Source organism: Bradyrhizobium sp. B097, assembly GCF_038957035.1.
Taxonomy (GTDB): Bacteria; Pseudomonadota; Alphaproteobacteria; order Rhizobiales; family Xanthobacteraceae; genus Bradyrhizobium.
The window spans coordinates 1657036-1682510 of the sequence record NZ_CP152412.1 but is presented as its reverse complement, the minus strand read 5'-3'; the positions used below and the strand labels follow the sequence as shown (position 1 = coordinate 1682510).

The 25475-nt window shown below is 59.3% G+C and carries 23 protein-coding genes and 1 pseudogene; 13 read left to right on the top strand and 11 right to left on the bottom strand.

The window, feature by feature from the left end; translation table 11 throughout:
* Nucleotides 1–18: 18 nt before the first annotated feature.
* The 3 genes from AAFG07_RS07775 to AAFG07_RS07765 form a co-directional block, all read right to left on the bottom strand.
* Nucleotides 19–1455, bottom strand: coding sequence for a DUF1254 domain-containing protein (locus AAFG07_RS07775; RefSeq protein ID WP_342726735.1), 1437 nt, complete (start codon nucleotides 1453–1455; stop codon nucleotides 19–21).
* Between the two features lie 81 nt (nucleotides 1456–1536).
* Nucleotides 1537–2217: a hypothetical protein gene (locus tag AAFG07_RS07770; RefSeq protein ID WP_342726734.1), complete on the bottom strand. Its 681-nt coding sequence runs from the start codon at nucleotides 2215–2217 to the stop codon at nucleotides 1537–1539.
* A gap of 244 nt (nucleotides 2218–2461) precedes the next feature.
* On the bottom strand, nucleotides 2462–3904 hold the full coding sequence (locus AAFG07_RS07765) for a DUF1254 domain-containing protein (protein WP_342726733.1): 1443 nt from the start codon (nucleotides 3902–3904) through the stop codon (nucleotides 2462–2464).
* A 251-nt stretch (nucleotides 3905–4155) separates the two neighbouring features.
* Here AAFG07_RS07765 and AAFG07_RS07760 point away from each other — a divergent pair, with 251 nt between their 5' ends.
* Nucleotides 4156–5265, top strand: coding sequence for a biotin/lipoyl-binding protein (locus AAFG07_RS07760; protein ID WP_342726732.1), 1110 nt, complete (start codon nucleotides 4156–4158; stop codon nucleotides 5263–5265).
* A gap of 276 nt (nucleotides 5266–5541) precedes the next feature.
* On the opposite strand, the gene AAFG07_RS07755 is transcribed toward AAFG07_RS07760, so the two are convergent.
* On the bottom strand, nucleotides 5542–5928 hold the full coding sequence (locus AAFG07_RS07755; RefSeq protein ID WP_342726731.1) for a DUF992 domain-containing protein: 387 nt from the start codon (nucleotides 5926–5928) through the stop codon (nucleotides 5542–5544).
* Nucleotides 5929–6199: 271 nt separating this feature from the next.
* Here AAFG07_RS07755 and AAFG07_RS07750 point away from each other — a divergent pair, with 271 nt between their 5' ends.
* Nucleotides 6200–6736 carry a DUF2721 domain-containing protein gene (locus AAFG07_RS07750; RefSeq protein WP_342726730.1) on the top strand — a complete coding sequence of 179 codons (537 nt, stop codon included), beginning with the start codon at nucleotides 6200–6202 and terminating at the stop codon, nucleotides 6734–6736.
* A 4-nt stretch (nucleotides 6737–6740) separates the two neighbouring features.
* Here AAFG07_RS07750 and AAFG07_RS07745 read toward each other — a convergent pair whose 3' ends face one another.
* A complete protein-coding gene (locus AAFG07_RS07745; RefSeq protein ID WP_342726729.1) occupies nucleotides 6741–7334 on the bottom strand; it encodes a hypothetical protein in 594 nt (197 codons plus the stop codon).
* Here AAFG07_RS07745 and AAFG07_RS07740 point away from each other — a divergent pair.
* Together AAFG07_RS07740 and AAFG07_RS07735 are read left to right on the top strand one after the other, a co-directional pair.
* Nucleotides 7303–9162, top strand: coding sequence for an ABC transporter ATP-binding protein (locus AAFG07_RS07740; RefSeq protein WP_342726727.1), 1860 nt, complete (start codon nucleotides 7303–7305; stop codon nucleotides 9160–9162). The genes AAFG07_RS07745 and AAFG07_RS07740 overlap by 32 nt on opposite strands.
* Nucleotides 9163–9207: 45 nt before the next feature.
* Nucleotides 9208–10212: a phospholipase D-like domain-containing protein gene (locus AAFG07_RS07735; RefSeq protein WP_342726726.1), complete on the top strand. Its 1005-nt coding sequence runs from the start codon at nucleotides 9208–9210 to the stop codon at nucleotides 10210–10212.
* 642 nt (nucleotides 10213–10854) lie between these two features.
* Here AAFG07_RS07735 and AAFG07_RS07730 read toward each other — a convergent pair.
* The 6 genes from AAFG07_RS07730 to AAFG07_RS07705 form a co-directional block, all read right to left on the bottom strand.
* Nucleotides 10855–11601 (bottom strand): outer membrane beta-barrel protein, encoded by a 747-nt coding sequence (locus AAFG07_RS07730; protein WP_342726725.1) that lies wholly within the window; start codon nucleotides 11599–11601, stop codon nucleotides 10855–10857.
* 129 nt (nucleotides 11602–11730) lie between these two features.
* Nucleotides 11731–12684 carry a helix-turn-helix domain-containing protein gene (locus AAFG07_RS07725; RefSeq protein WP_342726724.1) on the bottom strand — a complete coding sequence of 318 codons (954 nt, stop codon included), beginning with the start codon at nucleotides 12682–12684 and terminating at the stop codon, nucleotides 11731–11733.
* Nucleotides 12685–12804: 120 nt separating this feature from the next.
* On the bottom strand, nucleotides 12805–13158 hold the full coding sequence (locus AAFG07_RS07720; RefSeq protein ID WP_342726723.1) for an HdeA/HdeB family chaperone: 354 nt from the start codon (nucleotides 13156–13158) through the stop codon (nucleotides 12805–12807).
* A 204-nt stretch (nucleotides 13159–13362) separates the two neighbouring features.
* Nucleotides 13363–14079, bottom strand: coding sequence for an outer membrane beta-barrel protein (locus AAFG07_RS07715; RefSeq protein ID WP_342726722.1), 717 nt, complete (start codon nucleotides 14077–14079; stop codon nucleotides 13363–13365).
* 424 nt (nucleotides 14080–14503) lie between these two features.
* Nucleotides 14504–14806 carry a hypothetical protein gene (locus AAFG07_RS07710; RefSeq protein WP_342726721.1) on the bottom strand — a complete coding sequence of 101 codons (303 nt, stop codon included), beginning with the start codon at nucleotides 14804–14806 and terminating at the stop codon, nucleotides 14504–14506.
* Nucleotides 14807–14932: 126 nt separating this feature from the next.
* Nucleotides 14933–15433 (bottom strand): DUF992 domain-containing protein, encoded by a 501-nt coding sequence (locus tag AAFG07_RS07705; RefSeq protein WP_342726720.1) that lies wholly within the window; start codon nucleotides 15431–15433, stop codon nucleotides 14933–14935.
* Between the two features lie 420 nt (nucleotides 15434–15853).
* Between AAFG07_RS07705 and AAFG07_RS07700 the strand changes: the two genes are divergently transcribed.
* The 9 genes and pseudogenes from AAFG07_RS07700 to AAFG07_RS07660 all read left to right on the top strand — a co-directional run bounded on the left by AAFG07_RS07700 (nucleotide 15854) and on the right by AAFG07_RS07660 (nucleotide 25204).
* The gene (locus AAFG07_RS07700; protein ID WP_342726719.1) at nucleotides 15854–16849 is read left to right on the top strand and encodes a helix-turn-helix domain-containing protein; all 996 of its coding nucleotides are present in this window, start codon (nucleotides 15854–15856) and stop codon (nucleotides 16847–16849) included.
* Between the two features lie 229 nt (nucleotides 16850–17078).
* Entirely contained in the window at nucleotides 17079–18020 is a 942-nt protein-coding gene (locus tag AAFG07_RS07695) for a helix-turn-helix domain-containing protein (protein ID WP_342726718.1), read from the top strand.
* A 16-nt stretch (nucleotides 18021–18036) separates the two neighbouring features.
* Nucleotides 18037–19341, top strand: coding sequence for a TAXI family TRAP transporter solute-binding subunit (locus tag AAFG07_RS07690; RefSeq protein WP_342726717.1), 1305 nt, complete (start codon nucleotides 18037–18039; stop codon nucleotides 19339–19341).
* 1674 nt (nucleotides 19342–21015) lie between these two features.
* Nucleotides 21016–21576 (top strand): hypothetical protein, encoded by a 561-nt coding sequence (locus AAFG07_RS07685; RefSeq protein ID WP_342726716.1) that lies wholly within the window; start codon nucleotides 21016–21018, stop codon nucleotides 21574–21576.
* Nucleotides 21577–21990: 414 nt separating this feature from the next.
* Nucleotides 21991–22608: a response regulator gene (locus AAFG07_RS07680; protein WP_342726715.1), complete on the top strand. Its 618-nt coding sequence runs from the start codon at nucleotides 21991–21993 to the stop codon at nucleotides 22606–22608.
* A gap of 137 nt (nucleotides 22609–22745) precedes the next feature.
* The gene (locus tag AAFG07_RS07675; RefSeq protein WP_342726714.1) at nucleotides 22746–23258 is read left to right on the top strand and encodes a helix-turn-helix domain-containing protein; all 513 of its coding nucleotides are present in this window, start codon (nucleotides 22746–22748) and stop codon (nucleotides 23256–23258) included.
* Nucleotides 23259–23338: 80 nt separating this feature from the next.
* Nucleotides 23339–23538 (top strand): annotated as a pseudogene (locus tag AAFG07_RS07670) (phenol degradation protein meta); the annotation flags it as partial.
* Between the two features lie 95 nt (nucleotides 23539–23633).
* Nucleotides 23634–24455 (top strand): LssY C-terminal domain-containing protein, encoded by an 822-nt coding sequence (locus AAFG07_RS07665; RefSeq protein ID WP_342726713.1) that lies wholly within the window; start codon nucleotides 23634–23636, stop codon nucleotides 24453–24455.
* 257 nt (nucleotides 24456–24712) lie between these two features.
* A complete protein-coding gene (locus AAFG07_RS07660; protein ID WP_342729079.1) occupies nucleotides 24713–25204 on the top strand; it encodes a recombinase zinc beta ribbon domain-containing protein in 492 nt (163 codons plus the stop codon).
* Nucleotides 25205–25475 lie beyond the last annotated feature (271 nt).

Here is a 25475-nt window from a genome sequence, read left to right as displayed (position 1 = left end):
CTTCGTCAAGCGTGTATGTCAGTCGGCTTTCACCACCTTTGGCACCTTCCAGCTCCCATTCAGAATCGAAGGAGAGGTCTCCTTCGGCCAATACATCCGCAGCATCGGGAGGAAGTCGCCCTTCGGAGCGGGCAGCCAATTCGCTTCCTTGTCCTTGCCGGGCGACTCGTTCTGGAAATAGAGCGTCAGGGATCCATCAGCATTAAACTTGGGATTGTCGCGCATGCTGACGGTGAACTTGTTCAACGGATTTGGAACGAACCACCAGCCCTGATCGATCATGTACATGGTGATCGACCAGAAGCCGTTAACCGGGGGCGTCGCGTCCTTCGGGAAGGTCAGGGTGTACTTGTTCGCGCCAGTCAGCTTCTGTCCGGCGGAATCGACCTGGGTGTTGGGGTACACCGCGTCGCGTTCCTGATTGGCGGGCCAGCCGAACGCGGCCACCACCGCGCGCTTCGTGTAGGTCGCCGGCCCGTAGGTCCCGAGCCCCTTTGTTACGACCCATCCGTCCACCATCTCTCCGAGGCTATCCTTGTTTCCCTCGATCTTCTTCAACGCGGATTGCGGAATGTCTTTCAGCGCGGCCTGCACGGCCGGATCGAGCTTGCTCATCTCGAACGGCCTGCCGGGCACGATGCCGATCTTCGCCATATTTGCGAGCATCGCACCGTCGTCAGTCGCCGGAGGGGCAACCCCTCCCATCAGCTTGGCCATCAGGTTGAAATAGCCTTCCGTTCCCATGGCGAGGATCACCGACTGCGGCTTATCGGTCATGCTGTAACCGGGCTCGATGACCGGCGGCGCCACCGGCGTGTAGGATTTGCCCCAGGCGGAAAGCGGCGTGATCTTGTACTGCGCCTGCAGGGCGTTGACGGCCTTGTAGTCTTCTTCTGTCCCATCGGCGTAGGTCCGGCCCACAATGACCATGTGGCGCGTCGCCACGGGGAAGTGCTTCACACCGGCCGGCACCTCACCTTTCCAGCCGGGAGGGGTGAACAGGTAATTCGCCGCCTTGCCGTCTGCCGTGCGCTTGCTTGGCGAGGACTCGGAATCCGACATCCAGAGATCGACGACCTCGAACAGATAGAAGCGGTTACCCATGTCCGGGTGGCTGAAGACCTGCGGTTCAGTCAGATCCAGCCAGGCGAGCGAGTAGAGCGTGTCAGCGTTGGGTGCCGAAACACCGCGATAGTCGGCCGGCGGGTAGCGCGGAACGTTGATGAACTGCCCGGGCGGCCCCTTCAGTCCCTCAACCTTCGGCACATTGCTCATCTGAACGCGGGTAACTTCTGTCGTAATGAGCGAATAGCCGTAGATGTAGGCATCCGTCGCGATCTGTTGCGCTTCCGTCGGCGACACCTGGGCCGCGGCGGGCAAGCTGAGCGCGAGGCTGGAGAGAACGAGGCTACCTGCAAATGCAGAGACCGCGAATGAACGTCGGGTCGTTGTCATGACATGGTCTTTCTGGTTTCCAAAATCTTTCCGGAATCTGAAGCAGCAGACGACGCAGGACCATCTGCCGATCGGCCGACGTCAGTAGCAGGGCGGATACGGGTAATAGCCGCAGGCCGGACGGGGATAGGCGTAGGCGTACGGGTGGTAGTAGGCAGCTCCATACGCGGCCGCCCCGACCGCACCGGCATACATCGCGCCCCTGAATGCCGTGCGGCGGGCGACGCCGGCAAACGACAGCGGCGTGAACGGCCGGCCGATAATATCGATGAAAAGCGCGGCCGCGCCGTCGGCACCTGCCAGATCGCCTTCGAGGGTCTGGACATTGAAGGTGAGCTTGTCGCCCTCGAGCTTCGGGTTCTTCAGCACCACGACGGCGTCCTTGACCGAGCCGTCCTTGCCCAGCACCGACACGGTCGCGTTCGGTGGATTCTTGGCAAAGCTGTCGTCGCCCGATCCCCATTCCGCGATGACGTCGGCGGTGAGCTGATGGCCGGCGGATCGCACCGGGCGGTCGGCAAATATGATGGAGCTCGGGGCAATGCCCGTCAGCACCAGCGTCTCGCCCTGCAACGTCGCCGCACGGGAATTGAGTACGAACAGCGAGGGAACGATCTCAGGCTTGGCTGCGACGGACGGCGCACCAATCGTTTTCAACGCGGACGGCGCCTGTGCGGTTTGGGCACTGGCCGTTGCGATGCTGCCCAGTATCGCCGTCACCGCGAGTAGCCCGGCCATCTGAACAAATCTTGCAGTCGTCATCTCTAGTTCTCCTATCGGGATTCGGGTTATCGCCAATGTCAGCAGGCGTTGGTCGCGCTAACCGGCACTATGGGTGTGCGATGACGCACCGACTATGCAAAAACCAACCGACGGGAAAACATAAAGCGAGCCGCCTCACGACCGGACGGCGCATCGAAAGCAGACACTCGCATGCTGTGCGGCATGCGAATATCCGCGTTGCTTGAACCAGGGCGTGGACTCAAGCGCCGGAAATCTGCGCCTGCTATGAAACCTGTTTCACGCCGGGCGGCTGCCAGGTCCCCTGGCCCGGCGGCAAGATCGAAGGTGGCGCAGGCTTCGGCCAATACAGGCGCATCACGAGATAGATTTTGTCATCCGGCGCCGGAAGCCAATTTGCTTCCTTGTCCGCACCGGGGCTATCTTTTTGAATGTACAGCGTCAGCGAGCCGTCCGCGTCCTTTTTCATCGCCGACAACATCGGAGAGTTGATGAGGTAACGATTGATCGGGTTCTTGACCAGGAGCTGGCTCTTGCCGTCGTACATCGTCACCGACCAAAACGCATTCACCGGCGGTAACTGGCCAGGCGCAAAGGTGATGGTGTACTTGTGCTTGCTGCCGTCGAGCAACTCACCGGCCGCGTCCTTCCGGGTATAGGGGTACATCGCTTCTACGGCATCGTTGCCATAGAGACCGCCCTTGGCGGCGCCTGCCCGCATCGCCCAATCGCCGTTGAAGAAGGCCTCGTCGCCGAAGAACGAACCAACGTTCCAGCCATTGATGTTTTTGTTTCCGCTGGCCAGCCATTTGTCGACCTTGTCGTCACCCTGCTTCATGCCCACCAGGATTTCGGCCTTGTGTTCGAGCGATAGATCCCTGAACGCGAAGGTCTTGCCGGGACCGATGCCAATTCTCGCAAGTTTCGCACGGATCGCCTTGTCCCTCGGCGTCTCGGGGACGAATTGCAGGGCTGCGTCGAGATATTGGAAGAAGTTATCCTTGATCCCGGCCGTGGTGGCAGGAAGGAAATCGATCTTCGGCGCGGCGGGCGGGGCGGGCTGTTTGAGGAAGGCGGAAAGCGGTTGGGCCTTGTAGCCGGCCTGAACTTTCTCGACGTTCGGCATGTCGCCGGGATTGAAGAGCTGGGTGCGGAAAGCCGCGAATGTGAACGGCGTCGTCGATCGGAAAACCTTCTTGATTCCGGTCGGCGTTTCGCCTTTCCAGTCGGGGCCGACCACCAGATAGTCGCCCGGCTCGGTCCCCGTGGCGCGCGTGCCGATGTAGCCGAAATTGTAGGTGTTGCCGTCGATCAACTGGACCGAGTAGTAGCGGTCCTTTTCGACCGTCGGCACCGAGATGACCATTGGTTCGGCGCGCAAATCCAGCCAGAGTATCGAGTAAGGGGTGTCGCTGTTCGGCGTGATGATTGCCGTGTCCGCCGGGGTGGCGACGTGGTGCATGTTGTAGATTTCGTTGAACGGTGCCTTGAACTGCCCCGAGTTCCTGTCCACGGCATATTCTTGCATGACCGCATAATTCATCACGAGCGGCAAGCCGTAGATGAAGCCTTCCTCAGCGATGTCCTTGGCCTCTAACAGCCTGGGCCAATCGGCCTTGTTCTGCGCCATTGCCGGGGTGGACTTCGCCATCGCGACGGTGAGCGCGGTCATTGCAGCAGAGCGAAGCAGATCGCGTTTCGTAAACATCCGAACAATTCCTTCCGGTTCGCAGCTAGTGGTCAAGCTCGTTTGGATCGCAGGTAAGTGCTAGGCGCCCGGTGCGGTGGCTGGCTATGCAAAAACGGTCAATCCAGATCCGCCTGGATCTCCGCCGGTAGATTTATGCTGCACGGCGATCGTTTGGTACGAAGACTTTCACGACGCCGATTTTGCATAGCGCGCATTGATCGATTGCCGGAAAATGGCGATCTCGTGCCCGAACGATGGGAGATCCGGCCGTGGTCATCATCCTGTGCCTTTATGTTGCTGGGATGTGGGCCGTGTTTTCCAGGTTCAAGCTCATGGGCTGGGGTTGGCTATCGGGAACGATTTCGATACTGATCGGCGCGCTTATTCTCGCGACATTCCTCGCGCTGTTCAACAATCTGACACCGTCGGGCAAGGTGACGGTCGCTGGCCGGGTGGTCGAGGTGACGCCGAATGTGACAGGTCAGGTGGTAGCAATTCCGGTAAAGCCGAACGTGCTGGTGAGTTCAGGTGACATCCTGTTTCAAATCGATCCTGCACCATTTCAATACAAGGTAGCGCAATTGCAGGCGTCGCTTGCGGCCGCAAGACAGCAAACCGAGATACTGAAATCCAACTACGAGCAAGCCACCGCCAACGTTGTTGGTTTGACCTCGCAGGTCGCGTTCAACGCAAAACGTCTCGCGGACATACAGAAGCTCGTCGCTGATGATGCCAACACACAATTCCAGGGACAGGATCGCCAGAATCAATACGAGACATCACTGGCGCAGCTCAATGCGGCCAAGGCCGCTCAGCAGAGCGCCAAGCTCGCCCTGGATTCGGAAATCGGTGGGGTGAACACCGCCGTTGCCCAGATTCAGGCCCAGCTGGAGAATGCCAATTGGGAGTTGTCGCAGACGACCATTCGCGCGCCGGCCGACGGCTATGTCACATCTGTTGCACTCACTGTCGGCGATCGTGCCCTCCAGGCACGCTCAACGATGTCGTTTATCGTTGAGAATGAAATTACGATTGTCGGAATGTTCTCACAAAACGGCTTCCAGACGGTCAAGGCCGGCGCGCCCGTCGATATCGTGTTCGACAACGCCCCCGGACGGATCTATCACGCGAAGATCACGGAAATTCCAAAGGGGGTAGGCCAGGGACAGATTGCCACATCCGGCACCCTGGCGCGGACCAATGCGATCGGTGGGGCGTCGGTCTTTCCGGCAGCGATCTCCATTCCGGACGAAATGAGCCGCGATTCGCTCCGGCTCGGGATGTCCGGCAGCGCAACCGCCTTTGCTGCGAATGCGGGCGTTATCGGGCTGCTCGCCTCCATTCTGGTCTGGGTCAGCTCCTACACAGCCTACCTCTAGCCGATGCGGCCTCCCTGGTCGCAGGACCACGGAAGATATCGGGCAGATTCCGGCATGCTGAAAGAACGGACAGAGCATGGGGAATGGATCGAATATCCGGCAAGATTGCGAAGATGGAATCGGCGGCTTCGCTGCTGCGAAGCTCGCTGGAATCGTTCTCCTCCTTCGTTCCGCTCGATGTGGTCCGCCAACTCATCAAGTCGGGCATTCCATTGCCCCTGGGCAAGCGCGGTCGCGCCGTCGGCCATGGCAACATCCCGGAAAATGACCTCGGCATCAGGGCGCGAAGGCGAGTGTCAGGCCCGACACTCCCAGGGACACGTTCAAACCCGCCTGCCCCTCGACCGACAAAGGTTGCAGCGCAATCGTCCGGTTTGAGCCGCCGAACAGGACGTTGGCGCCGACACCGACCCCGACTGTGATGTCGCCGCTGGCGCCCACGTACTCGCCGGCCAACGCTCCGATCGGCGTCCCCTGAGTTGGAGCAAACACCCCCCACGCCATAGCTCCCCCTGCAGTGATGCCGAGTTCGAGCCCGACCGTGTTCAGCACACCATTATAGTTCTCGGGCGGATAAGGCCCGTTGGGTGCATACCGGCAACTCATCCGTTGGCTCTCGGCGACAATCAGGCCGATGCTGGGCGCGAGGTTACAGGTCAGCATACCGGCCTGGACGCCCGGAGGGGCTGCTGAGCCGAGGCAAACGCCGGGCCGAGAAGTATCAGCGCTGCAAGGCTCATTACCAGAACGAAATGGCGCTTGGTCATGATCGATCACTCCCTGTGAGGCCGACACCGATCGCTGCGATGGATGAGCCCACTCGGGCTGATGTGCGGGAATAGCTATACGAACCGGCGTCGTCACCTGCCTATGCAAAATCGGACCGTGCTCGACGCGCAACGCTGATTGTCTATCCCAATGAATCGAAGGCTCAATGCAGACGACGCCGATTTTGCATAGCCGATCCGTCGGATGGACGGTAAGTCAGGTGGTCCAACCAAGCGCGCTGACCGTGATGCCAACCGAAAGCCGCTCAATGTTCCCAGATACGCCCTCTGTAACTCAGCTATCTCATGTCATTGCACAAGCGGCTGCACCCGCTTTCCTCCTGGGCGCGCTGGCCGCTTTCATCGCCGTCCTGATCTCCCGTCTAAACAGGATCGTCGACCGGACGGTGATCCTGAACGGGATTCCCGATGACGATACGGCCCGATGCCGGCTGAAGGCCGATCTGCCGCGTCTGATGCGGCGTGCGGCGATGATGAACCGGGCGATCTTCTGGGCAGTGATCGCAAGTATCGCGGTGACGCTTCTCGTGATCGTCGCCTTTGTAACGGCGTTCTTTCAGATACACCACGAGCGCGGAGTCGCCATCTTCTTCATGATCTCGCTCGGCGCGTTCACCATCTCGCTGATAGATTTTGCCCGTGAAGTCCGGATTGCGCTGAGCGAATACGATCACTACGGCTGAGCTGCTACCGCGCCCATTGCCCCATTTGGAGACAAGTCTGCAAACTGACGTAACTCGGCGTGCCGCCAATGCTCTCTTGCGAGACACAGCTTGCCCGGCTTGGCGCGGGGAATCTCTGCCACTGACCCGCGAGTTGCCGTTTGGCCCTCTGTTCGTCATTCATGCAGCTCTTCAGGGGCTGATCAACCGTGAGGCCCGCGGTCGCCGCAATATCGAGCTTGCAGCTCCGGGCGATATCGAACTTCGGCACACCGTCAGCCACGGGCATGACCAGTTGCGAGCTCAGAACAATCATCGAAATTGAGATGGGCATCTGCAGCTCCTCGTTCTTGCCTGGTTCAACGGTCACGAGCAGACCGCCTTCGCTGATCGTGTTTATTTCGGCATCGCGCCGTCCGTCTATGCAAAATCCGACCTCGAAACGATGACGCCTGCGATATCGGCACTTCGTTCCCTCACCCGAACAGTTCAGCCTCCACGATTTGCCCGATTCTGCATAGCGGATGATGTCGCACCGTGAAAATTTGAACCGAGGTAGAAGGCCGGCCATGACCAGGTGATCAGGAATGCCGCATTCGAAATCCGCTGCAACGACCACCGTTTCGGTCGGCGAAGTCTCTAAAGCAAACCTTGCGAAGAGCGGGCAGTTGACTCGCCTGGTTCTTGACCTCCTCAGGCCGTACCGTGGCTGGCTAATCATTGTGTTCATCGCGATGCTGGTCGAAATCGCCATGAGCTTGGCAGCACCGTGGCCACTCAAGCTGGTGCTCGACGACGCCCTCGGACACCACAAGCTCCCGGACTGGCTCGCCTGGGCACACGACTACGGCTTTGGACGCCATACGCTCGGCGTCGCCCTGTTCGCAGGGGTCGCAACCCTGTTCATCGCCATCTTCGGAGCAATCGCCACTTACATCGACAATTACTACACGACGAGCGTTGGGCAATGGGTGGCAAACGACCTTCGTATTCGCATATACGAACATCTCCATCGCCTTTCGCTGCGTTACTATGACAACGTCAAGACCGGCGCGCTGATGTCCACGATCACCAGCGACGTTGCAACGATTCAAGGTTTTGCATCGTCATCGACGCTCGACATCGTCGTTGACCTGATCACGATCATTTTCATGGTCGGGCTGATGTTCTGGCTCGACTGGGATTTCACCCTGATTGCCGTCGGTTTCACGCCCTTCCTGGTGGTGTTCCTCTTCCACTTCAAGAAGGCGGTGAAGGACGTCACACGAACCGTGCGTGCGCGCCAGAGCGAGATCGTTGCCGTTGTCCAGGAGGGGCTGGGTTCGGTTCGGGCCGTCAAGGCGTTCGGACGGCAGGATCTCGAGGTTGCCCATCTGGAGGCCGCGAGCCATGCCACCGTTGAAGCTGCACTGAAGGCGCGACAGGTGAAATCCCTGCTGTCGCCGATGGTCAATATCGTGGTGGCGGTCTGTACGGGGATCGTGCTGTGGAAGGGCACTTCCCTGATCGTCGCAGGGACGATGACGGCAGGCGCCTTGACCGTCTATTTGGCCTATCTGTCAAAGTTCTTCAAACCCGTCAAAGACCTCGCGAGCATGACAAGCGCCATCGCGCAAACGACGGTGGCCCTGGAACGCATCCAAACCATTTTGTCCGCCGATGACGTCATCCAAGAGCATGCGGATGCCACAGATCCTGGTCGCCTCAAGGGCGCCATAACGTTCGATCATGTCGCATTCGGCTACGGTGACGATGCTCCAGTGTTGCGCGACGTTTCGTTCAGCATCGAACCCGGACAGGTCGTGGGAATTGTTGGCCCAACGGGTTCTGGCAAATCGACAGTGTTGAGCCTGGTTCCCCGCTTCTACAATCCCACCGGCGGACGAGTGCTGATCGACGGCTCCGACGTCTCAACGTACAAGCTGGCGTCACTGCGTTCTCAGGTTGGTTTCGTCTTGCAGGAAACGGTGCTGTTTCGTGGAACCATTCGCGAGAACATCGCCTATGGACGTCCCGGGGCCACGAATGACGAGGTCATCGCTGCCGCAAAAATTGCCAACGCGGACGAGTTCATTAGTCGGATGCCGCACGGCTACGACTCCCCTGTCGGCGAGCGTGGTGACACGCTTTCGGGCGGCCAACGGCAGCGCATCGGCATCGCGCGTGCGGTCATTCGCAACAGTCCAATCATGATCCTTGACGAGCCCACCGCGGCGCTCGATACGGAGTCCGAACGTCTGGTCATTGAAGGCCTGGAGCGTCTAATGAAGGGGCGCACGGTCATCATGATCGCGCATCGCCTCAGCACCATCGTCGGCGCCGACAAGATCGTCGTCCTGAAGGACGGCGTCGTCGCCGAAGAAGGCTCAAATGACGAATTGATTGCACGCGGGGGCGTCTACGCCGAACTGCACCGCGTCCAATATGAACCGGCCGGCACCCCGTAGCCTCCGGTCGACCATCTCGCTTTGTGATTTTCTGGAGCTAAGGCAATGTCGCACAGGTTAATCGTTCTCCCGGATGACACCGCCAAATCGATCCTTGATCCGATCAATGCGGCTCAACATTCGCTCAACATTCGAATGTTTCTGTTCACCGATCCGACACTGTTGCGTGCCGTGATTGCGGCACAACACCGCGGCGTCAACGTGCGTGTGATGCTGAACCCGGCGCGACGCGACGGGGAAAGCGACAACGAAGAGGCACGCAAGCTATTGCTCAAAGCGGGTGTCAAGGTTCGGAACAGCAGCGAGAAGTTTGCACTAACCCATCAAAAGTCGATGGTCGTTGATGATGCGTCTGGATTTGTGGAGTCTCTCAACTGGGAGACGCGGGACCTTACGGAAACCCGCGACTACGCCGTCGTAACGACCAGCAAGCGCGAAGTTGCGGAGATGATAGCGTGCTTCAACGCCGATTGGTCACGAAAGCCGTTCAAGCCCAACCCCAAGTCGCGGCTCATCTGGTGTCCCAACGACGGCCGCGAACGTATTGCGGCTTTCATCGACGGGGCCAAGAAAAGCCTCTGGATTCAAAACGAGCGTTACCAGGACACGGTAATTATCGAAAGGCTGGTTCAAGCCTTAAATCGTGGCGTTCGCGTCCGAATCATGGCGCGGCCCGCGCACAAGCTGAAGCGGAACAAGCTTGTCGAAGCGGTCGGCGGTCTCCGCATCATGCACGACGTCGGTGCAAAGATTCATAAACTCAAAGACCTCAAGCTGCACGGCAAGATGCTGCTCGCGGACGAGAAGCGCGCGATTGTAGGATCGATCAACCTCACGCCGGGAAGTTTCGATGCAAGACGAGAACTGGCCGTCGAGACAGACGCCAAGCATGTCGTGAAGCGGCTCGTCAAGACATCGCGCCAGGATTGGAAAAATTCCAAAAAGCTCGATTTGTCCGACGAAGGAATTTTGGCCGATTTCGAAAAACACGGAACCAAGGGAGCGGAGACGCTTGCCATAAGCAAGAAGCCAAAGAAGCGTACGTCGTGAACAGAAGGGGCAGCCACGATAGCCCCAGGGAACCAAACGCCGGCGCAGAACTGGACCCGGACACTGCGCCGAGTTCAGCGGTTGCGTTGAGGCAAGCGACGGGTGCTACGCGGTCAACTGAGGGTGAAGACGGGCTGCTTCTGCTCATATGCCATAGCCGCGTGGTTGACTCGGTTGCTTGCCGTGAGTACCTCGTGACGCGCCACAAGGGGCTTACACGTGACCATGACGTCGCCGGGCTTCATTCCGAGGCCACGGAAAAGAGACTGCCGGAAGAACACCTCGCTTATAGCTGGCATCGACCAGATCACGGCCTCGACGGCGCGTTGATGGATCAACCGATCGTTGAGACCTGCGGATGACGTGGTCGGTCGAGATCTGGCGTGACGGCGGTTAAGGAAGTGGACGGCGGAGCGGCGAACAGGCCCAAGCCGAGCAGCGGCAACGTGCGACGTGCGACGTGCAGCGATCATGGATGTCTCCAATCACTTTGTCCGAACACCGGTGTGCGGCACGAATTACTCGGCCCGCTCGACATCGTATTCGGCAGCATGATCAGTTCCAGAATCAGGGACGACCTGGGCCCAGGCACATGATGGGACCGAGTGGAGGCCAGCCGAGTTGGCCGGCCTCCTCTCTTCATTAGTAACCGAACTTGTAGTTGAGGCGGAGCGCGAGCAGATTCGCATCCGTCTTGGTGTTGGTGGTGATCGACGCGATGGGGCCCAATGACGGCGTCAGGAAGGTGTTGCTCTCGTTCACCCGCCACAGATAGTCGTACTCGATGCCGGCCGTCCAGTTCGGAGAGAAGCCGTACTCGAAGCCGACGCCCACGACCCCACCCCAGCGGGTCCGGTTCGCAAAAGCAAGGCCCGTGCCGGTCACGTTGTTGATGATGGCAAAGTCCTGGCTACCAACCGCGCCGCCGCCCTTGACGTAGAACAACGCCTCGTTGACCGCGTAGCCAAGTTGAGCCGTGAAAAGGCCCAAGCCGGCGAGGGTCGACTTGTAGGTGCGGGTCGGATCCTGCGCACTGATGCGCGTATTGCGGATGTTGGCCCAGTCGCCCTGCGCTTCCAGACCGTACACCAATTGTCCAGCCTGCCAGCGATAGCCAAGTTGACCACCGATGATGCCGCCGCCCTTGCTGTTGCAGCCTTCCGCGAAAATGCCGCCAATTCCGTTGATGGCGGTGACATCGATGCACTGGTTGCTCCAGCCATATCCGCCGTTCGCGCCGAGATAGAAGCCGGACCAGTTGTACATCATCGGCGCTGCGATCGGCGCTGCCTTGTAGGTTGGTCTCTGAGGAAGGTCAGCGGCCTTTGCAATACCCGTCAGTGAAACGGACGTCACCGCCGCTGCGGCGAGTAAACTGATTTTTTTCATCGTCTGTGAGCCTTTTCGAAGGTGGAGAATAGTCCAGCCATTTGCCATCGCCCCCGGCTCACCTGATATGCAGAAACTGTCACCGCCGAGCATTTCACCGCGGTGTTGCACCAAAACACCACGCCGAACTCACAGCGAATTGCCAGACTTCACTGCGCGAAACCGGCGATATGTCTCGGATGGCAACTCGCCGAACAGCGACCGGTAGTGGCCGGCAAACCTGCCGAACTCGGTGACGCCGTGGGCCGCCAGGATATCGGCGAGCCTGGCGGATGCACCATTCCCGCGACGGATCTCATGGTAAACCAGGTTTAGCTGTCGCAGCTTCAGATAGTGCTTTGGCGAGAAGCCGAGATAGCGCTCGAAAGCGCGCAGCAAGGTTCGGTACTCCACCTTGGTGGCTTTCACGATATCCTTGATATGGACGATGCTTTCCGGCTTCTTCCGCACGAATTCGAGTGCCTCCAGAACGATTCGCTCGGACGAGACGGTGTACTTGGTGGGCAGGAGGGTCTCGCTCAGGCGATTGTCCCAGACGTAAGCCAGTTCATCCATCAAGGCGCGCTCCGTCTCCCGGGCCATCATGGGCCGATCGGCGGAAGCGGAATCGGAGACGGAACGCAGGGCCCGCCTCGATGCTTCGATCAGTCCCGATGCGATCGGTATTGGCAACCGGACGCGATGCTTGGCGGTGTTCGGCGATTCCCGACTTGTGGCGACGGGAAGGATCTTCCTCGCGACCTCCCCATCCCCCGGCAGCGACCATGCTATCCACTCGACGTGACCGAACCGAACAAAGGTAAATTGACAGTCCGGGGGCATAATGACCAGGTCCGACACATGGCATGGCACGCCATCGAGCACGACGCGATCATCGAAATTGGACGACTGGATCATCACCGTCGTCAAGTTCGGGGCGGTGACGCCATGAGAGATCCCCGGGCCGCCGTCGGCTCCGAACTGAAGGATCGTGCGATTCAAGGGGAGATACTTCACCCCCCAACGGTGGGACGATGGGGCGGATTTCAGAAATGTCACCGTCGCACCCCGAATGGCGTCGGTGTATTGCCCGAAATCGTTCAAATCTAGAATCCCGACTCGTCAGAGCGGCATCTCACATGAAATAGACGGCAAGCTGTGCGGCTTTGGCAAAGCGGCATAAGGGGACAGGTCTGCCGCCGCGACGACGCCGTTCCGGACGATCTACTTCATCTGGATGCCCATCAGCTCCCGTTCCGCTTTGAACACGACAGCGATAGCATCGATGATGCGCCTGTCCGGATTGGCCTTGCAGTAGACAATGACTTCGTGCTCGACGAGCTTGCCCTTGCGCAGGTCAAGGAAGTGCTTCTTGGCAAGGCCATTGTACCATCCGCTGTACCAGGCTGTCAGCGCATCGGCGTCCTCCTGGTAAGTCCCTGCGAGTTGCGCGCAGGTCAACGTCTGGACGTCGATGAATCCGTTCGCATCGACATAGGACGACAGCGGCACTTGGGCCTTGGCTGAAGCCATGCCGGCGGCAAGCAGAGCGGCGGAAAGCAGCAGTTTCGAACGCATTGGGAGCCCCCATTTTGGAATGAATCAGATGTGGAAGGACTTCACATGACTTTCAGAGTCCGGGCGCCTTCGCGGGCGACCGGCATCCGAGCTGAAAAACCATCGGCTCGGATGCGCGATCGGGATCCATGCAGCACTATCGGATGGTTGAGGCGGCACATCGCGCATCGAACACGGCCGAATGCGTCATCAATGCCGCTCCATTCAGAATCGATAGTTGACGCCGCCACGCACGATATTCAGTTGATCCGTGCTGATTCCAGTGCCGACGACTTTCGTGTAGAGATACTCGGCCTTCACGGACCAGTTCGGCGTAAAGCCATATTCCAGGCCCAGCCCCGCGGCGATGCCCGGACGCCAGGACGAGCCGGAACAATCCGGCAAGACACCAAGCGTGCCGCAGGGTACGCCCGCGATGCTCGATGCGCTGGCGGTCGACCTGACGAAGGCTCCGCCGCCGGTGGCGTAGATCAGCACGTTGTTCATGGCGACACCGACACGCGCCCTCACCGTTGCCAAGGCGCTGATGCTCGACGACGTGTTCAGCGTGACGCCCTGCCCGATGCCGAGAACGCGGGGTGTTACGACGGACGAGCCCTTGATGTTGGCCCAGTCCACATCACCTTCCAAGCCGAGCACGACATATCCCTGCTGAATCTGCGCGCCAAACGTGCCGCCGATCATGCCGCCATTGATGTCGAAGCCGGCACGATCGAACCTGTTGGAGAACAGCACAAGCGGGTCCTGGTTACCCCAGCCATAACCGCCGTTGCCGCCGACATAGAATCCCGTCCAGTTGTAGACGGCGGCAACCGGAGCCGCCTTGTAGACGGGCGCCGCCGGCAAATCCGCCGCGACTGCGTAGCCACCCATCATTACCGAAGCCGCGATCGCAACTGCTGGCTTTCCAATCTTGTTCATGACCCCACCTGATTGATCGAAGAAATTCATGCACATCAAATCGCATCGAACTCGCGCAACCCGCTATGCAGAATCTGACGCCCGCCTTCAGTTTTCCCGACTGTGGCCAAGTTGCCGCAGCGGAAGCACCGACGCGCCATCGGTGTTCACCACAAGCGACCTTCGCGAAAGGCCTTTGGGTGTCAGCCGAGCGAGCTGACGAATATGTAAATTCTGACAATCCGACTGACAGCAATGATGCGGCCAAGCTGATCGATCGAGGGAGGGACGGGCAACATCTCGGTCAAACTTTGCATTGTGCGTCGTCCGGCGAACCCTGCTCAATATTCCGGGAGATTGCGGGATGCTGGAGCGAAATCGACAACTCGCCGGAACGCTCTATGCAAAATCTGCCAATGCACAGGGCACCGCATCGCGGTGACTTCTACGACAGATCAGCCTCTTTGGTATCCTCGAATGAGGCCGGCTCGACAAACGGCGGCTCGGACATTTCCGCAAACCAATGATGAATGAGTATCGAAGGAATTGCCCGTCGCGGTGTGCAGGGATTGATGGTACCCGCGGTCACGACGTATCCTTGCTCGAATTTCTGGCGAGCAAACCTCTGGGCGTCGAGCTCGGTCGGAAAGCTCTCACTTCGTCTCGGATGTCGCTGCGCCGATGCTTTGCGCACCTTCTTCGGCACCTCAAATGAAACATACCATGTTTTCGGCGGATCAGTTGGCACCGGGTCTTCCGATTTGCTTTCCCTGTGGGCTCGCCGATCTCTGCGAGCTCGCTCCCGCCATGCACTTTCGACACCACGAACTGGAGCCGCGTCCCATCCCGTCACGCCAGAAAAAAGCGCGGAGCTTCAATAGATCGGACGCAGCTGCAGGCCGGAAAGGCCGACAGTGACATTGATGGCAATCGATCCCTCTACGGAAACGGGCTGCAACGCAAATGACCGCCCCGAGCCACCGACAAGAACATTGACGCCGGCGCCCAAGCCGAGCCCAATGTCACCTGACGCCCCGACATACTCGCCAGCGAGGGCTCCGACCGGAGGGCCTGCCGTCGGGGCCAAAACGGCCCAAGCGAGCGCGCCTCCAGCCGAAACGCCGATATCGATCCCAACGGTGTTGAGTGCGCCTTCATAGAGTTGAATCGGGAACGGCGGGTTTTGTGTAAAGCGACATGACATCGATTGATGGCCAAATATGACGAACCCGATGCTGGGGTCGACCTTGCACGCCAGCATGCCGATCTGGGTCCACGATGCCTGTTGGGCGGCTGCGGAAGACACAGAGCCAGACCATGCGCAGAGCGCGCCGACGACGGCCAGAACTTGCGCACGCATTCCTTTCCCGATCATCTCGCAAAACCTCATTGATCGCGGGCAGGCGCTTGGCCCCGAACCGCCTTCTGTTTTCATAGAGCAGCATGCGCGAAGCCGAGACTATGCAAAATCGGCACGACGAACTCGCCGTGAGCGAAAAGATTGCGCCCTTGGCTCACGGCGCCGAATTCGCAGCGAAGCCGCGGCTTCGAAATTCAAACGCCTTCAGCGCTCCAACCTTCTATCATTCCCGTGTTAGCCGAGACCTATCGGCAACCGGTTGCGCCAACACGACGAAAATTGCCCTTTTCGGTTCGTCATAACGGCTTCACTGTTCGGCGGTTGCATGCGATATTGAATTACAACTTTACTTTTGGAATGCTGCGCTAGTTTCGAGCGATCTTTCTGAGATATCCAACCATTGCAGGAGCATCCGAAGTGTTTTGGGTTAGAACGATGAGGATCGAAGATCCGCTGCTTTGCCCGAGTGCCGTTCAAGGATGCGAGCTCAACGTATTTCCGACAATGCGTGGTGAGTTTGATCTAAAGATAGAGCAGATTGGTTTGAATCGGCTTTGGATGAGTCGATACGAGGTAAACCTGCCTCAAGTTAACAAACTTGCCGTCCGGCCGGGACGCAGATCCATCAGCTTTCTGACGCAATCGGAAGGCGCTTCAATTCAACACTGCGGCATGGACGTCACGCCGGGTGATATCATCATCGACAAGTTCGACGTGTCGCACAAGCGTTCCGGCGCCAACCATCGCCATGGAGGGATGTCTCTCTCCGAGGAGGACATGAATGCAACCCTCACGACCGTCATCGGAGCTGACTTTCTGGAAAAGTTGACAACCCGCGTGGTTCGGCCCCGCCCGGAGTTGATGTCGCGCCTGTTGAAGGTGCACCAGACCGTCGGCGATTTGGCTCATACAGCGCCGGACGCACTGGAATCGCCGGAGCTGCTTCGCGGGTTCGAACAACAACTGTCTTATCTGATGGTTCGATGCCTTGCAGAAGGCGCCGGCATCGAGATTACCGCTGGCAGGCGGCGTCACAATGCGATCATCGCGCGGCTCGAGGATTATCTGGCCGCAAATCCGAACCGGGCCATCTATCTGACCGAACTCTGCGCTGCGACTGGCGTTTCCGAGCGGACGCTGCGATCGGCTTGCGAAGAACATCTCGGCATGGCCCCAATGCGCTATCTCGCCTTGCGAAGAATGTATCTGGTCCGGCGCGCGCTGCTGCGCGCTGACGCATCCAAAGCCACCGTTACCCGCATCGTGACCGACTACGGGTTCTGGGAGCTCGGGCGTTTCTCGGTCACCTACCGCCAGCTGTTTGGAGAGTTGCCGTCGGAAACACTGCGACGGCCCGCGCAGGATCCCGATCTCCATCTCAATCGCCCCACGACGCTGCCCACCGAGAACATCGTGGGACGCCTTCACTGACGCAACATTTTCGTTACCCAACCACGCACAATCGACCAGCCGATTTGCGCTAGCGCGGCATTTGCCGGAGCTGGATGTGCGTCCGCGCTCCCTGAAGTGACCTTTTCGTCTCACGCTGCCGGAATTGCATAGCCGGCGCCTATCAGTTGTCTGATGGTGCCGCGTCGAGGATACCCATGGGCATCAAAAGGCCGTAAGAGCCGTTCGCCCGTCCGATGGAACACCGGATATGGCTGAACGCTCCATTCTAAGCTTTGACGATCCTGGGGCATACGAAGCGGGTTTTGGCGACATCGGGGTCAATCTCACAATAACCGGTCCCGGAGATTTCGAAGCGGAGCTGCTGCGGCTGAAACTGAACCATCTGGTCATCATGCGGCTGCGCGAATGGCTGCCGCGCATTGGCTGCATTTCGCTTGCAGTCGACAGGGTTTTCTTGTCCTTTCCAGTTGGCCGGGCGAGCCTGGAATGCGACGGGTTTGCTTTTCAAAGTGACAAGATCGCTTTTCATGGCCCAGGCCAGCAGATGCATCAGCTATCGAGCGGGAAATGCCAATGGGGCCTGATATCCCTGCCGCTGGATCAACTCGCAAGCAGTGGTGCGGCATTGACCGGCCAGCCGATCCTGCCACCGCGCTCAACCAGACTGCTCCACCCTTGCGGCGCGGACCTGTCCCGTTTTCGACGCCTATTCCAACACGCCTGTCACCTGGCAGCCCCCACAAGCAAACTAATTGAGCAACCCGAAGTGGCACGAGCACTTGAACAGGACATGCTTCATGCCGTGATCCATTGCCTGACCGGCGACGGGACTGAAGACAGTCCCGGGACACGCTCCAAGCACACCTCCTTGATGACCCGCCTCGAAACAGCGCTACGCAAATCCGTCGACCGGAAGGTCGCGCTGCCCGATCTTTGTACCGAAATCGGCGTGGCCGAACGCACATTGCGGATGTGCTGTCGCGAATTTCTCGGCGTCAGCCCGATGCGATACCTCTTGTTGCGCAGGCTGAACAAGGCCCGCGCTGCGCTACGGCGCGCCGATCCGTCTATGGCGAGCGTCGCGAGCATCGCGCGGGACCATCAATTCTTCGAGGTCGGACGCTTTGCCGCGACGTATCGTGCCGCCTTCGGAGAAGCGCCGTTGACGACGTTGCAACGCAAAGCTTAGCTCGGAGAGTTGCCCGATGACCTCGATCAAACTACCGGCCTGGCTACGTATCGTAATGGTGAGCGGCGCTTTCCTGCTGGCCATTGGCGCCGGGCTGTTCGCCTATCTCTGGTATGTCCGTCCGGTCTCGCTGACAGTTGCCGTCGGATCGCTTGATGGCGAAGCTGACAAGATCATGTCTGCCATCGCCAATCGGCTGACCGCGACGGGGGCGCCGGTAAGGCTTCGGATCGTCAAGCAACCGGGCACGCTCGAAGCCGCCAAGGCCTTTTCATCGGGCAAGGTCGATCTCGCCGTCGTCCGTGGTGACGTGGGCGACCTGTCGCAGGCCCAGGCCGTCCTCGTGCTTACCCACGCCGTCGTACTGGTTTTGGCCCCTCCCGGTTCGTCGCTGACTGATGTGCCGAGCCTGAAAGGCCACAACGTCGGCGTGGTCGGCGGGGAGATCAACAGAGCCGTCGTCGACGCGCTGCGTCAGGAATATGATCTCGACCGCGCCAAAGTCACCTTCAAGGATATCCCGGCGCCTGACGTACGCCGCGCTATCGCCTCGAGGAGCGTCGACGCGCTTCTGCTTGTGCTTCCCCTGACCGAAAAATACCTGGCGCTGGCGCGCAGCCTCTTCCCGCAAAATGCGAAATCCCAGCCGGTGCTCATTCCCATCGAATCGGCCGGGGCGATCGCGGAAAGCCATCCCGCATATGAAAGCTTCGATGTGCCGAAGGGCACGCTGCGCGGCGCGCCGCCACTTCCGAGCGACGACCTGACGACGTTGCGTGTGTCATTCTACCTGGTCGCGCAAAAAAAGCTCAATCCCGACACCATTGCCGACCTGACGAAATCGCTTCTCGCCGCGCGGCGCGATCTCATCCACGAACTGCCGATGCTAGCGCAGGTCACCGCTCCCGACACGGATCCCGACGCCTTCCTGCCGGTCCATGCAGGTGCGGCTGAGTACTTCAATGGCACCCAGCAGAGCTTTTTGGACGAATGGAGCAATGCGATCTACCTGACGCCGATGATCCTTGGCGGATTGGCCTCGATTCTCGCGGCGGCCTGGCGGTTCATCGGCCTGCGGACATCGAAACCGGATGAAGCGGCACTCGACGCGTTCTATGTCCTGGCCCGTCGGGTTCGCAAGGCGGAGCGCGAGGAGGAATTGTCCCAGATAGAGAACCGGATTGATGACATCTTGAGCGACCAGCGCCTCAAAATTGCGGATGGGGACGAGAATGCAGCAGATATGGCGACGTTGAACGTTGCCGCCAACAGGGTTGAGAGCCTCATACACGCGCGCCGGGCCATGCTGAAAGTGTCATAATCGATCTGCGTTCATTTCTGCCGATTTTGCTTAGGCGGCCCGCCTGGTGGTGACCACGCCAACTACCGGCACGAAACTCCAGGAATTGCGGCTCGTTCCGCACCCGCCGTTTGCGCCGATGTAGAAGGAGACGCTGGAACGAGCGACTTTTGCCGTGCGAAGTCTCGAAACCGAGATCAATCAGCTCGACGCCGGGACTGAGCTGCTTCCCACCAGCGTGGATCGGCAATGCCTCATGGTAGTCGGGCGCGACGTGGCTGCGGCCTGGACAGGGCGCGAGCCACGCATGAGACGCGCAAGAAGATAACCTGGACCGTTATTGCAGAGATCGTCGTCGACGTCGTCCGCGATACACGGGGGATGGTCGTTCACTGGCCGGGTGGCGATCACACGCGCCGGTGCGCTCAATCGGATCAGCCAGGATGTGGATATGTGGTCATTATGCGCGTAAACGGCCGTTTCGGCGGCCCGTCGTCGCCGGTTACTGATTCATTCTAATTTTCAGCAAACTTAAGCCCCGACATCATCCGGGGCGTTTCTTGCTGGGTGCATCCAAGAGACCCGACAGACCAGCCACAGTGGTCATCCCGGCTAGCTTGGCGCAACGAACTGCTTTGCGCTGGCAATGTTAATTCTGTAGCGCGCCGAGACTTTTTTTAATCACTGTCCGCTTTTGCATAGTCGACGCCACGAGGCTTCTGATAATCACGTCAAGCTTGGTCAGTACAAAGTAGCGCGACAACATGGATAGCGCCGGAGAAGAAAATGTCACCGATTATTCGTGTCATGGCTTTGAGTCTCACCGTGTTTCTCGGTCTCGTCACCTTTGGTGGTGGTCGGAGTGAAGCGTACTATAGAGCAGGCGCTGCGGGATGTGGGCCAAGAGGTTGCGCAGCAGCTCGTTGCGGGCCACGGGGATGTGCGGCGGTTGGAGTTGGCCGGTATGGATACCGCAGAGGAGCCGTTGGAGTGCGTCGATACTGACAGGCGCACGGTCGGGGTTATCTATCAAGTGAGACACGGACGCGTGTCATGCCTCCAAGCTCTCCCGCGAAGTGGTAGAGACGGCGCTGGTCCACGTGATCGAACCCTTCGGTGTTGTTCTCTACAGCGTGCTGTCGCCGTGCCCGACCAGAAGCAGGAGCACCTAGTGTGAGTTCCCAAGAGGAGTTGGCGGGCTGCCTGTTACAATTGATAGATGCTCTGACGCGTCGGCTTTCAATCGTGCGGGATGGCAACAAACCGTGCGTCGTCAACGCGCAAGAGCGCGATGAGGACGGGATAACGGCGGCAATCCGCGGCCCAGCGCGGCCCAATGGTACGTGCGGAGTTTGCCGCTAGTCCTGCGGTAGCAGCACGTCCATGGCCATTAAGGCTTGTCCTCGATGACGCCCTCGGAGATCACGGGCTGCGCCCGGTGGTAGCGTTATTCGCCGGGACCGCGACGCTGGTTATTGCCATCTTCGGTGCGGTAGCAAGCTATGCCGACAACCATTACACGACAGGCGTCGAGCAGTGGGTGGCCAACGATCTCCGTATTCGCGTTTACGAACATCTCCATAGGCCGTCGCCGCTAAGCAAGACTCGACCAATGGCCGCGCGTTGCGAGATCTGCGTTCGTTCCCAATCCAGTCAGAAGGTTAGTGTTACTGGTTTGGGGTTTGGGGGTGAGCAATGAGTTCAACTGTGGCGGCCCCTTGGGACATCGACTGGCTTTGGGGCTTACCATTGATCGTCGTCAGCGTGGTCATCCACGTCGTCGGCCTCATGATGATCCTTCGAGGTGCCGTCCATACAATGAATGTTGCAGCGGTTCGCAGACACTTTGCACCGATGTTTATCGCGGTGCTGGGCGTGGCTGTATTGCTCGCCACAGTACTTCACGCGCTTGAAGGAGCCCTATGGGCTGTATCATATCGATTTCTTGATGCGTTTCCCGATGGGCGGTCTGCGATGCTCTATTCGCTCAGCGCCATGACCAGCTACGGTCACGCAAACCTCTATCTCAAAGATCAGTGGCAGCTGATGGGAGCTTTGGAAGCGCTGAATGGCATGCTGCTGTTTGGCCTGACGACGGCGTTCTTGTTCGCCATGATCAGCGAACTTTGGGATATCGGAAGCGGAGAGAGGTTGTCCCTATCGTCAATTGAATCGTGCTGGACTGAGAATCGCGCGACGCTGGCACCCGATGGGCGTCCTACGCAAAGAGGATACTCAAAGCGTGATCAGGTTTAAGATCGTTGTTACATGAATTGCTGTTGTGATGGCAGCTGACCGACCTAGCGCCGCGGCTAAGCGCCGCTCTTCGACCTCCGCCGAATCACCGCCCGAAACTCTCTTCAGGAAGCGAGCCGGGGCGTCAATTCTGGTATGGTCAGCTCCCACACGGCGTGCCTGTAGCCCAGCCTCGCTCGCCTGGCACAAACTGCATACAGCAGTCAGACACTTGTATATTCCATACATGCACGCTCCACGTTGACTGCCCGAGGCCACCCCACTTATTCTCGCGTTTCCGGTTACTTCTTGCTGCGGTGCTCGGTTGAGCCTTGGTCTGCCCGCAGCAAATCGTCCGGAGATCTTTCGGGACTTGGCCGACGAGCCACGACGAGGGCGAGATTGGGAATAGCAGGTGCTCCCAGGGTTCATATCGTGGACGATGACGCATCGTTTCGCAGCGCGATATCCCGGGTGTTGAAAGCTTCGGGCTATGCCGTTGCCGACTACGATTCGGCGGCGAGCTTTTTAGAAGCCACCGACGCCGAGCCGGGCTGCCTTCTCCTCGACGTGCAGATGCCCGCACTCGGCGGTCTCGATCTTCAGCAGGAGCTGGCAAAACTGTCGCATCACTGGCCGATCATCTTTATGACCGGTCACGGCGACATTCCCACGAGCGTTCGCGCCATCAAGGCCGGCGCGGAGGACTTTCTCTCCAAGCCGATCCTCAAGCAGACGCTGCTGGAAGCGATTGAGCGCGCACTGTCACGCTTCAGGGATGTCCAACGGAATCAGAGCCGGCTCGATTCGCTAAAGGCGCTGATTGCGCAATTAACTCCTCGCGAAAGCGAAGTGTTCGCGCTGATGGTCCGTGGCAGGATGAACAAGCAGATTGCCCATTCGCTGGGTACCTCAGAGCGAACCATCAAATATCATCGGCAGATGATCATGCAAAAGCTTCAGGTCCGCTCGTTTGCGGAGGCAGTCTCTGTGGCGGAGCGCACCGGGATGCTGACGCCTGAGCCCTCGCCCGACGTCAAGGGCGCTTCATAACCATCGCCGGGCGAGCGCCTAGGGCCGCTCGACCAGGCACCGTTTGCCCCCAGGTACAGTAGCGCGCCCCCGGTACTTGATGCTGTGTTGCCCACAGCTCTAGCGCTTTTACCGCGATCGTAAAGTCGGGGGCACTAATGACTATCCGTTATTGGTCAGAAAACTTTTCGGACTTTTCCTGCCAGTCGACCAGCAGAACCTGGCGCAGTCTCGTCGACCGGGCCGAGGCGATCGTTCTCGCAGAGCCCGACTCGCCGCTGCACATTTCGGCGCTCTGCAACGCTCTCGCCGTCAGCGAGCGCACGCTGCGCAAGGCATTTCATACCGTTCACGGCGCCCCCCCCTGCCGCCATCTTCGTATGCAGCGGCTGGCGCAGGCCAGGCGCGCGCTTCTGTCCGCCGGCGATAATCTTGCAACGGTAACCGAGATCGCCACCCTTTTCGGCTTCGTGGAATTGGGCCGATTCTCGGTCGAGTACCGCAAGGTGTATGGCGAGAGTCCTTCGAAAACCCTGCAGCGGAGTGCTACAGGTCGGGCCTATGCCGACCGCAGGGAGCAGCCTTCAGCGAAATCCGGAATAATACAGCTCCAGCGTGATCTTGCTGACACAGATGAGGACGAAATTCAGAACCCGGCCGAATTTGCATAGCATTGGCCCGAGATGAGGCGTCCGATCGTTGCGCTGATCCACGCCGCCGTCGAGGGGGACAGGCAGATGGCGCGCAATAGTCGCGCGTGCTCTGCATCGGCCCTCAGCCGGCTTCGTGTTTCCCGTCGGCGATATGCAGGGATACCTCAACCCGAAAGCCTATGGCCAGTTCGAAGCGCGGAACCGACCATGCGGCTTGAATGCCTGGATAACGTTCGCGGTCTCGCCGATGGCGCCCACCAGCACGGTCACGCCGACGCGGCGGATCGTGACGAAGTAGGCGACTTACCCGGAGCTGGGTCGGTCACCCGGCCGCAGTATAGGCTCGCAGATATTGCGTCCATTTTGCCACGATCAAATTTCGAAGGCAGTATCATGAATGGATCCAGAAGGACTCGGACGCCGCTATTTGCCGTTCCCGCAGCGATGATCGCTTGTTACGTCACGATCAGCTACCTGATTCTGCCTGCGACATGGTCACGGATCGAACACGAGCCCGGACTCTCACATCGGCCGATGCTGACTGCGACGGCGCAGGGAATTCCAGGCGGTCCCATCAACGTCGGCCTCGTTGGAAGCCGTGAAGACGTCGTTTCTGCATTTCATGCCGCCGGCTGGTATCCCGCAGACCCGATTACGTTGCGGACCAGCGCAGAGATCGTGGGCAGCGTATTGTTTGATCGGCCTTACAAGGACGCGCCTGTCAGTCCGCTCTTCTTCGAGGGGCGGCGCGAGGACCTGGCGTTTGAAAAACCGGACGGGGTGAGCGCCGACCGCCGGCAACACGTCCGGGTGTGGTTCGTGCTTGCCAACGGGGCCGATGCACGTCCCGTCTGGCTTGGATCTGCTACTTTCGACAAGGGAGTGACACTGAGCCGCGACACCGGTCAGGTGACCCATAAGATCGCACCAAACATTGATGAGGAGCGCGACCAATTGGTTGACGGACTGAACCAGGCGCAGATGGTCACCGGCATTTATCAAATGAGAGGAATCGGTCCCACGCTCAATGGGCGGAATGGCGAGGGAGACCCCTATTATACGGATGGAGAGATATGGGTGGTCAGGCTCGTTCGTCGAGGCGACAAGGCGGACAGGGTTGCCGTGGCGCTGCCGCCGCCGGCATTGATTCAGATAAAGGATGCCGTGTTTTCCTGGGCGTCTTCGGCCCACACTGACCGCTCCGGTGCGCCCTAGTTGACCTCCGCAACTCGCTCGGTCGCCGGTGTCTTTCGAAGCAGCGTGCGGCGGTGGCGCATGAGATATTGCAGCCTTTGAGCCACAAGACCAAACGCAGCCATGTCAGTGCTGTCGGCACCATCACTATTCGCGTTCCTGGCAAGCTCCGCTTTCAGAATGTCATCAATCTTCTTTTCGAGCTATTCACGGCTGCTCAGCAACGCAAAGAAGAGCGCAGTCGGACGCATCCTAGCCAGCAACGTCGTCCTCGTCGAATGTTGTCTGGTTTGCTTCGCTGCGGTTCATGCGGCTCCGGCATGGCAACCAATGGGCGGGACAAATCAGGTCGCGTTCGCATTCGCTGCTCGGCTGCGACGGAGAGCGGCACGTGTCCTGACGCCAAGACTTTAGATACTGTGGAAAGTGCAGTTCTCAACGGGTTAAGGGCCGAGTTGCGCGCGCCGAAGGCAATTGCAGAGTACGTACGCACATATCTAGAGGATCGGAAGCGCCTCGCGGCAAAATCACATGCAAGCCGACAGCGCCTTGAGCAGCAGCTTGGTCAATTAAACAGGGAAATCGAACGCCTGGTGGATGCGATCGCAAAAGGACATGGCGATCCTTCCATTCTCGGACCCCGATCGACTGCCTTAGATGCCATTGGGGAAAAGTGTCGCAGCCGGCGACGCAGAGGCCGCAGAAGCCATTCGAGACCTTGTCGATACGGTTACTGTGTTTCGGGATCCAGCCAAGACCAAATGGAGTAGCGGTGGAGATAGCCGGCCGCCTAAATGCCCTGCTTGGAGAAGCCGCCTACCCCAACCGGGTAACGGGAGTGTGGGGAAAGATGGTAGCGGGAGACCGCTACAGTCCGAAACCCACTTTTGAGGATAGTGGGTCACACTTGGTAGCGGGGGTCCGCTACACCGCAAGACCCATTGTAGCAGCCTTGTTTTCTTACCGGAGAGCACCCTGACTAGGAGTATCGGTTCTCCATTGTCCGCCAAGGGCCGCCGTTCAGCGCAATCCGCCGCCGGC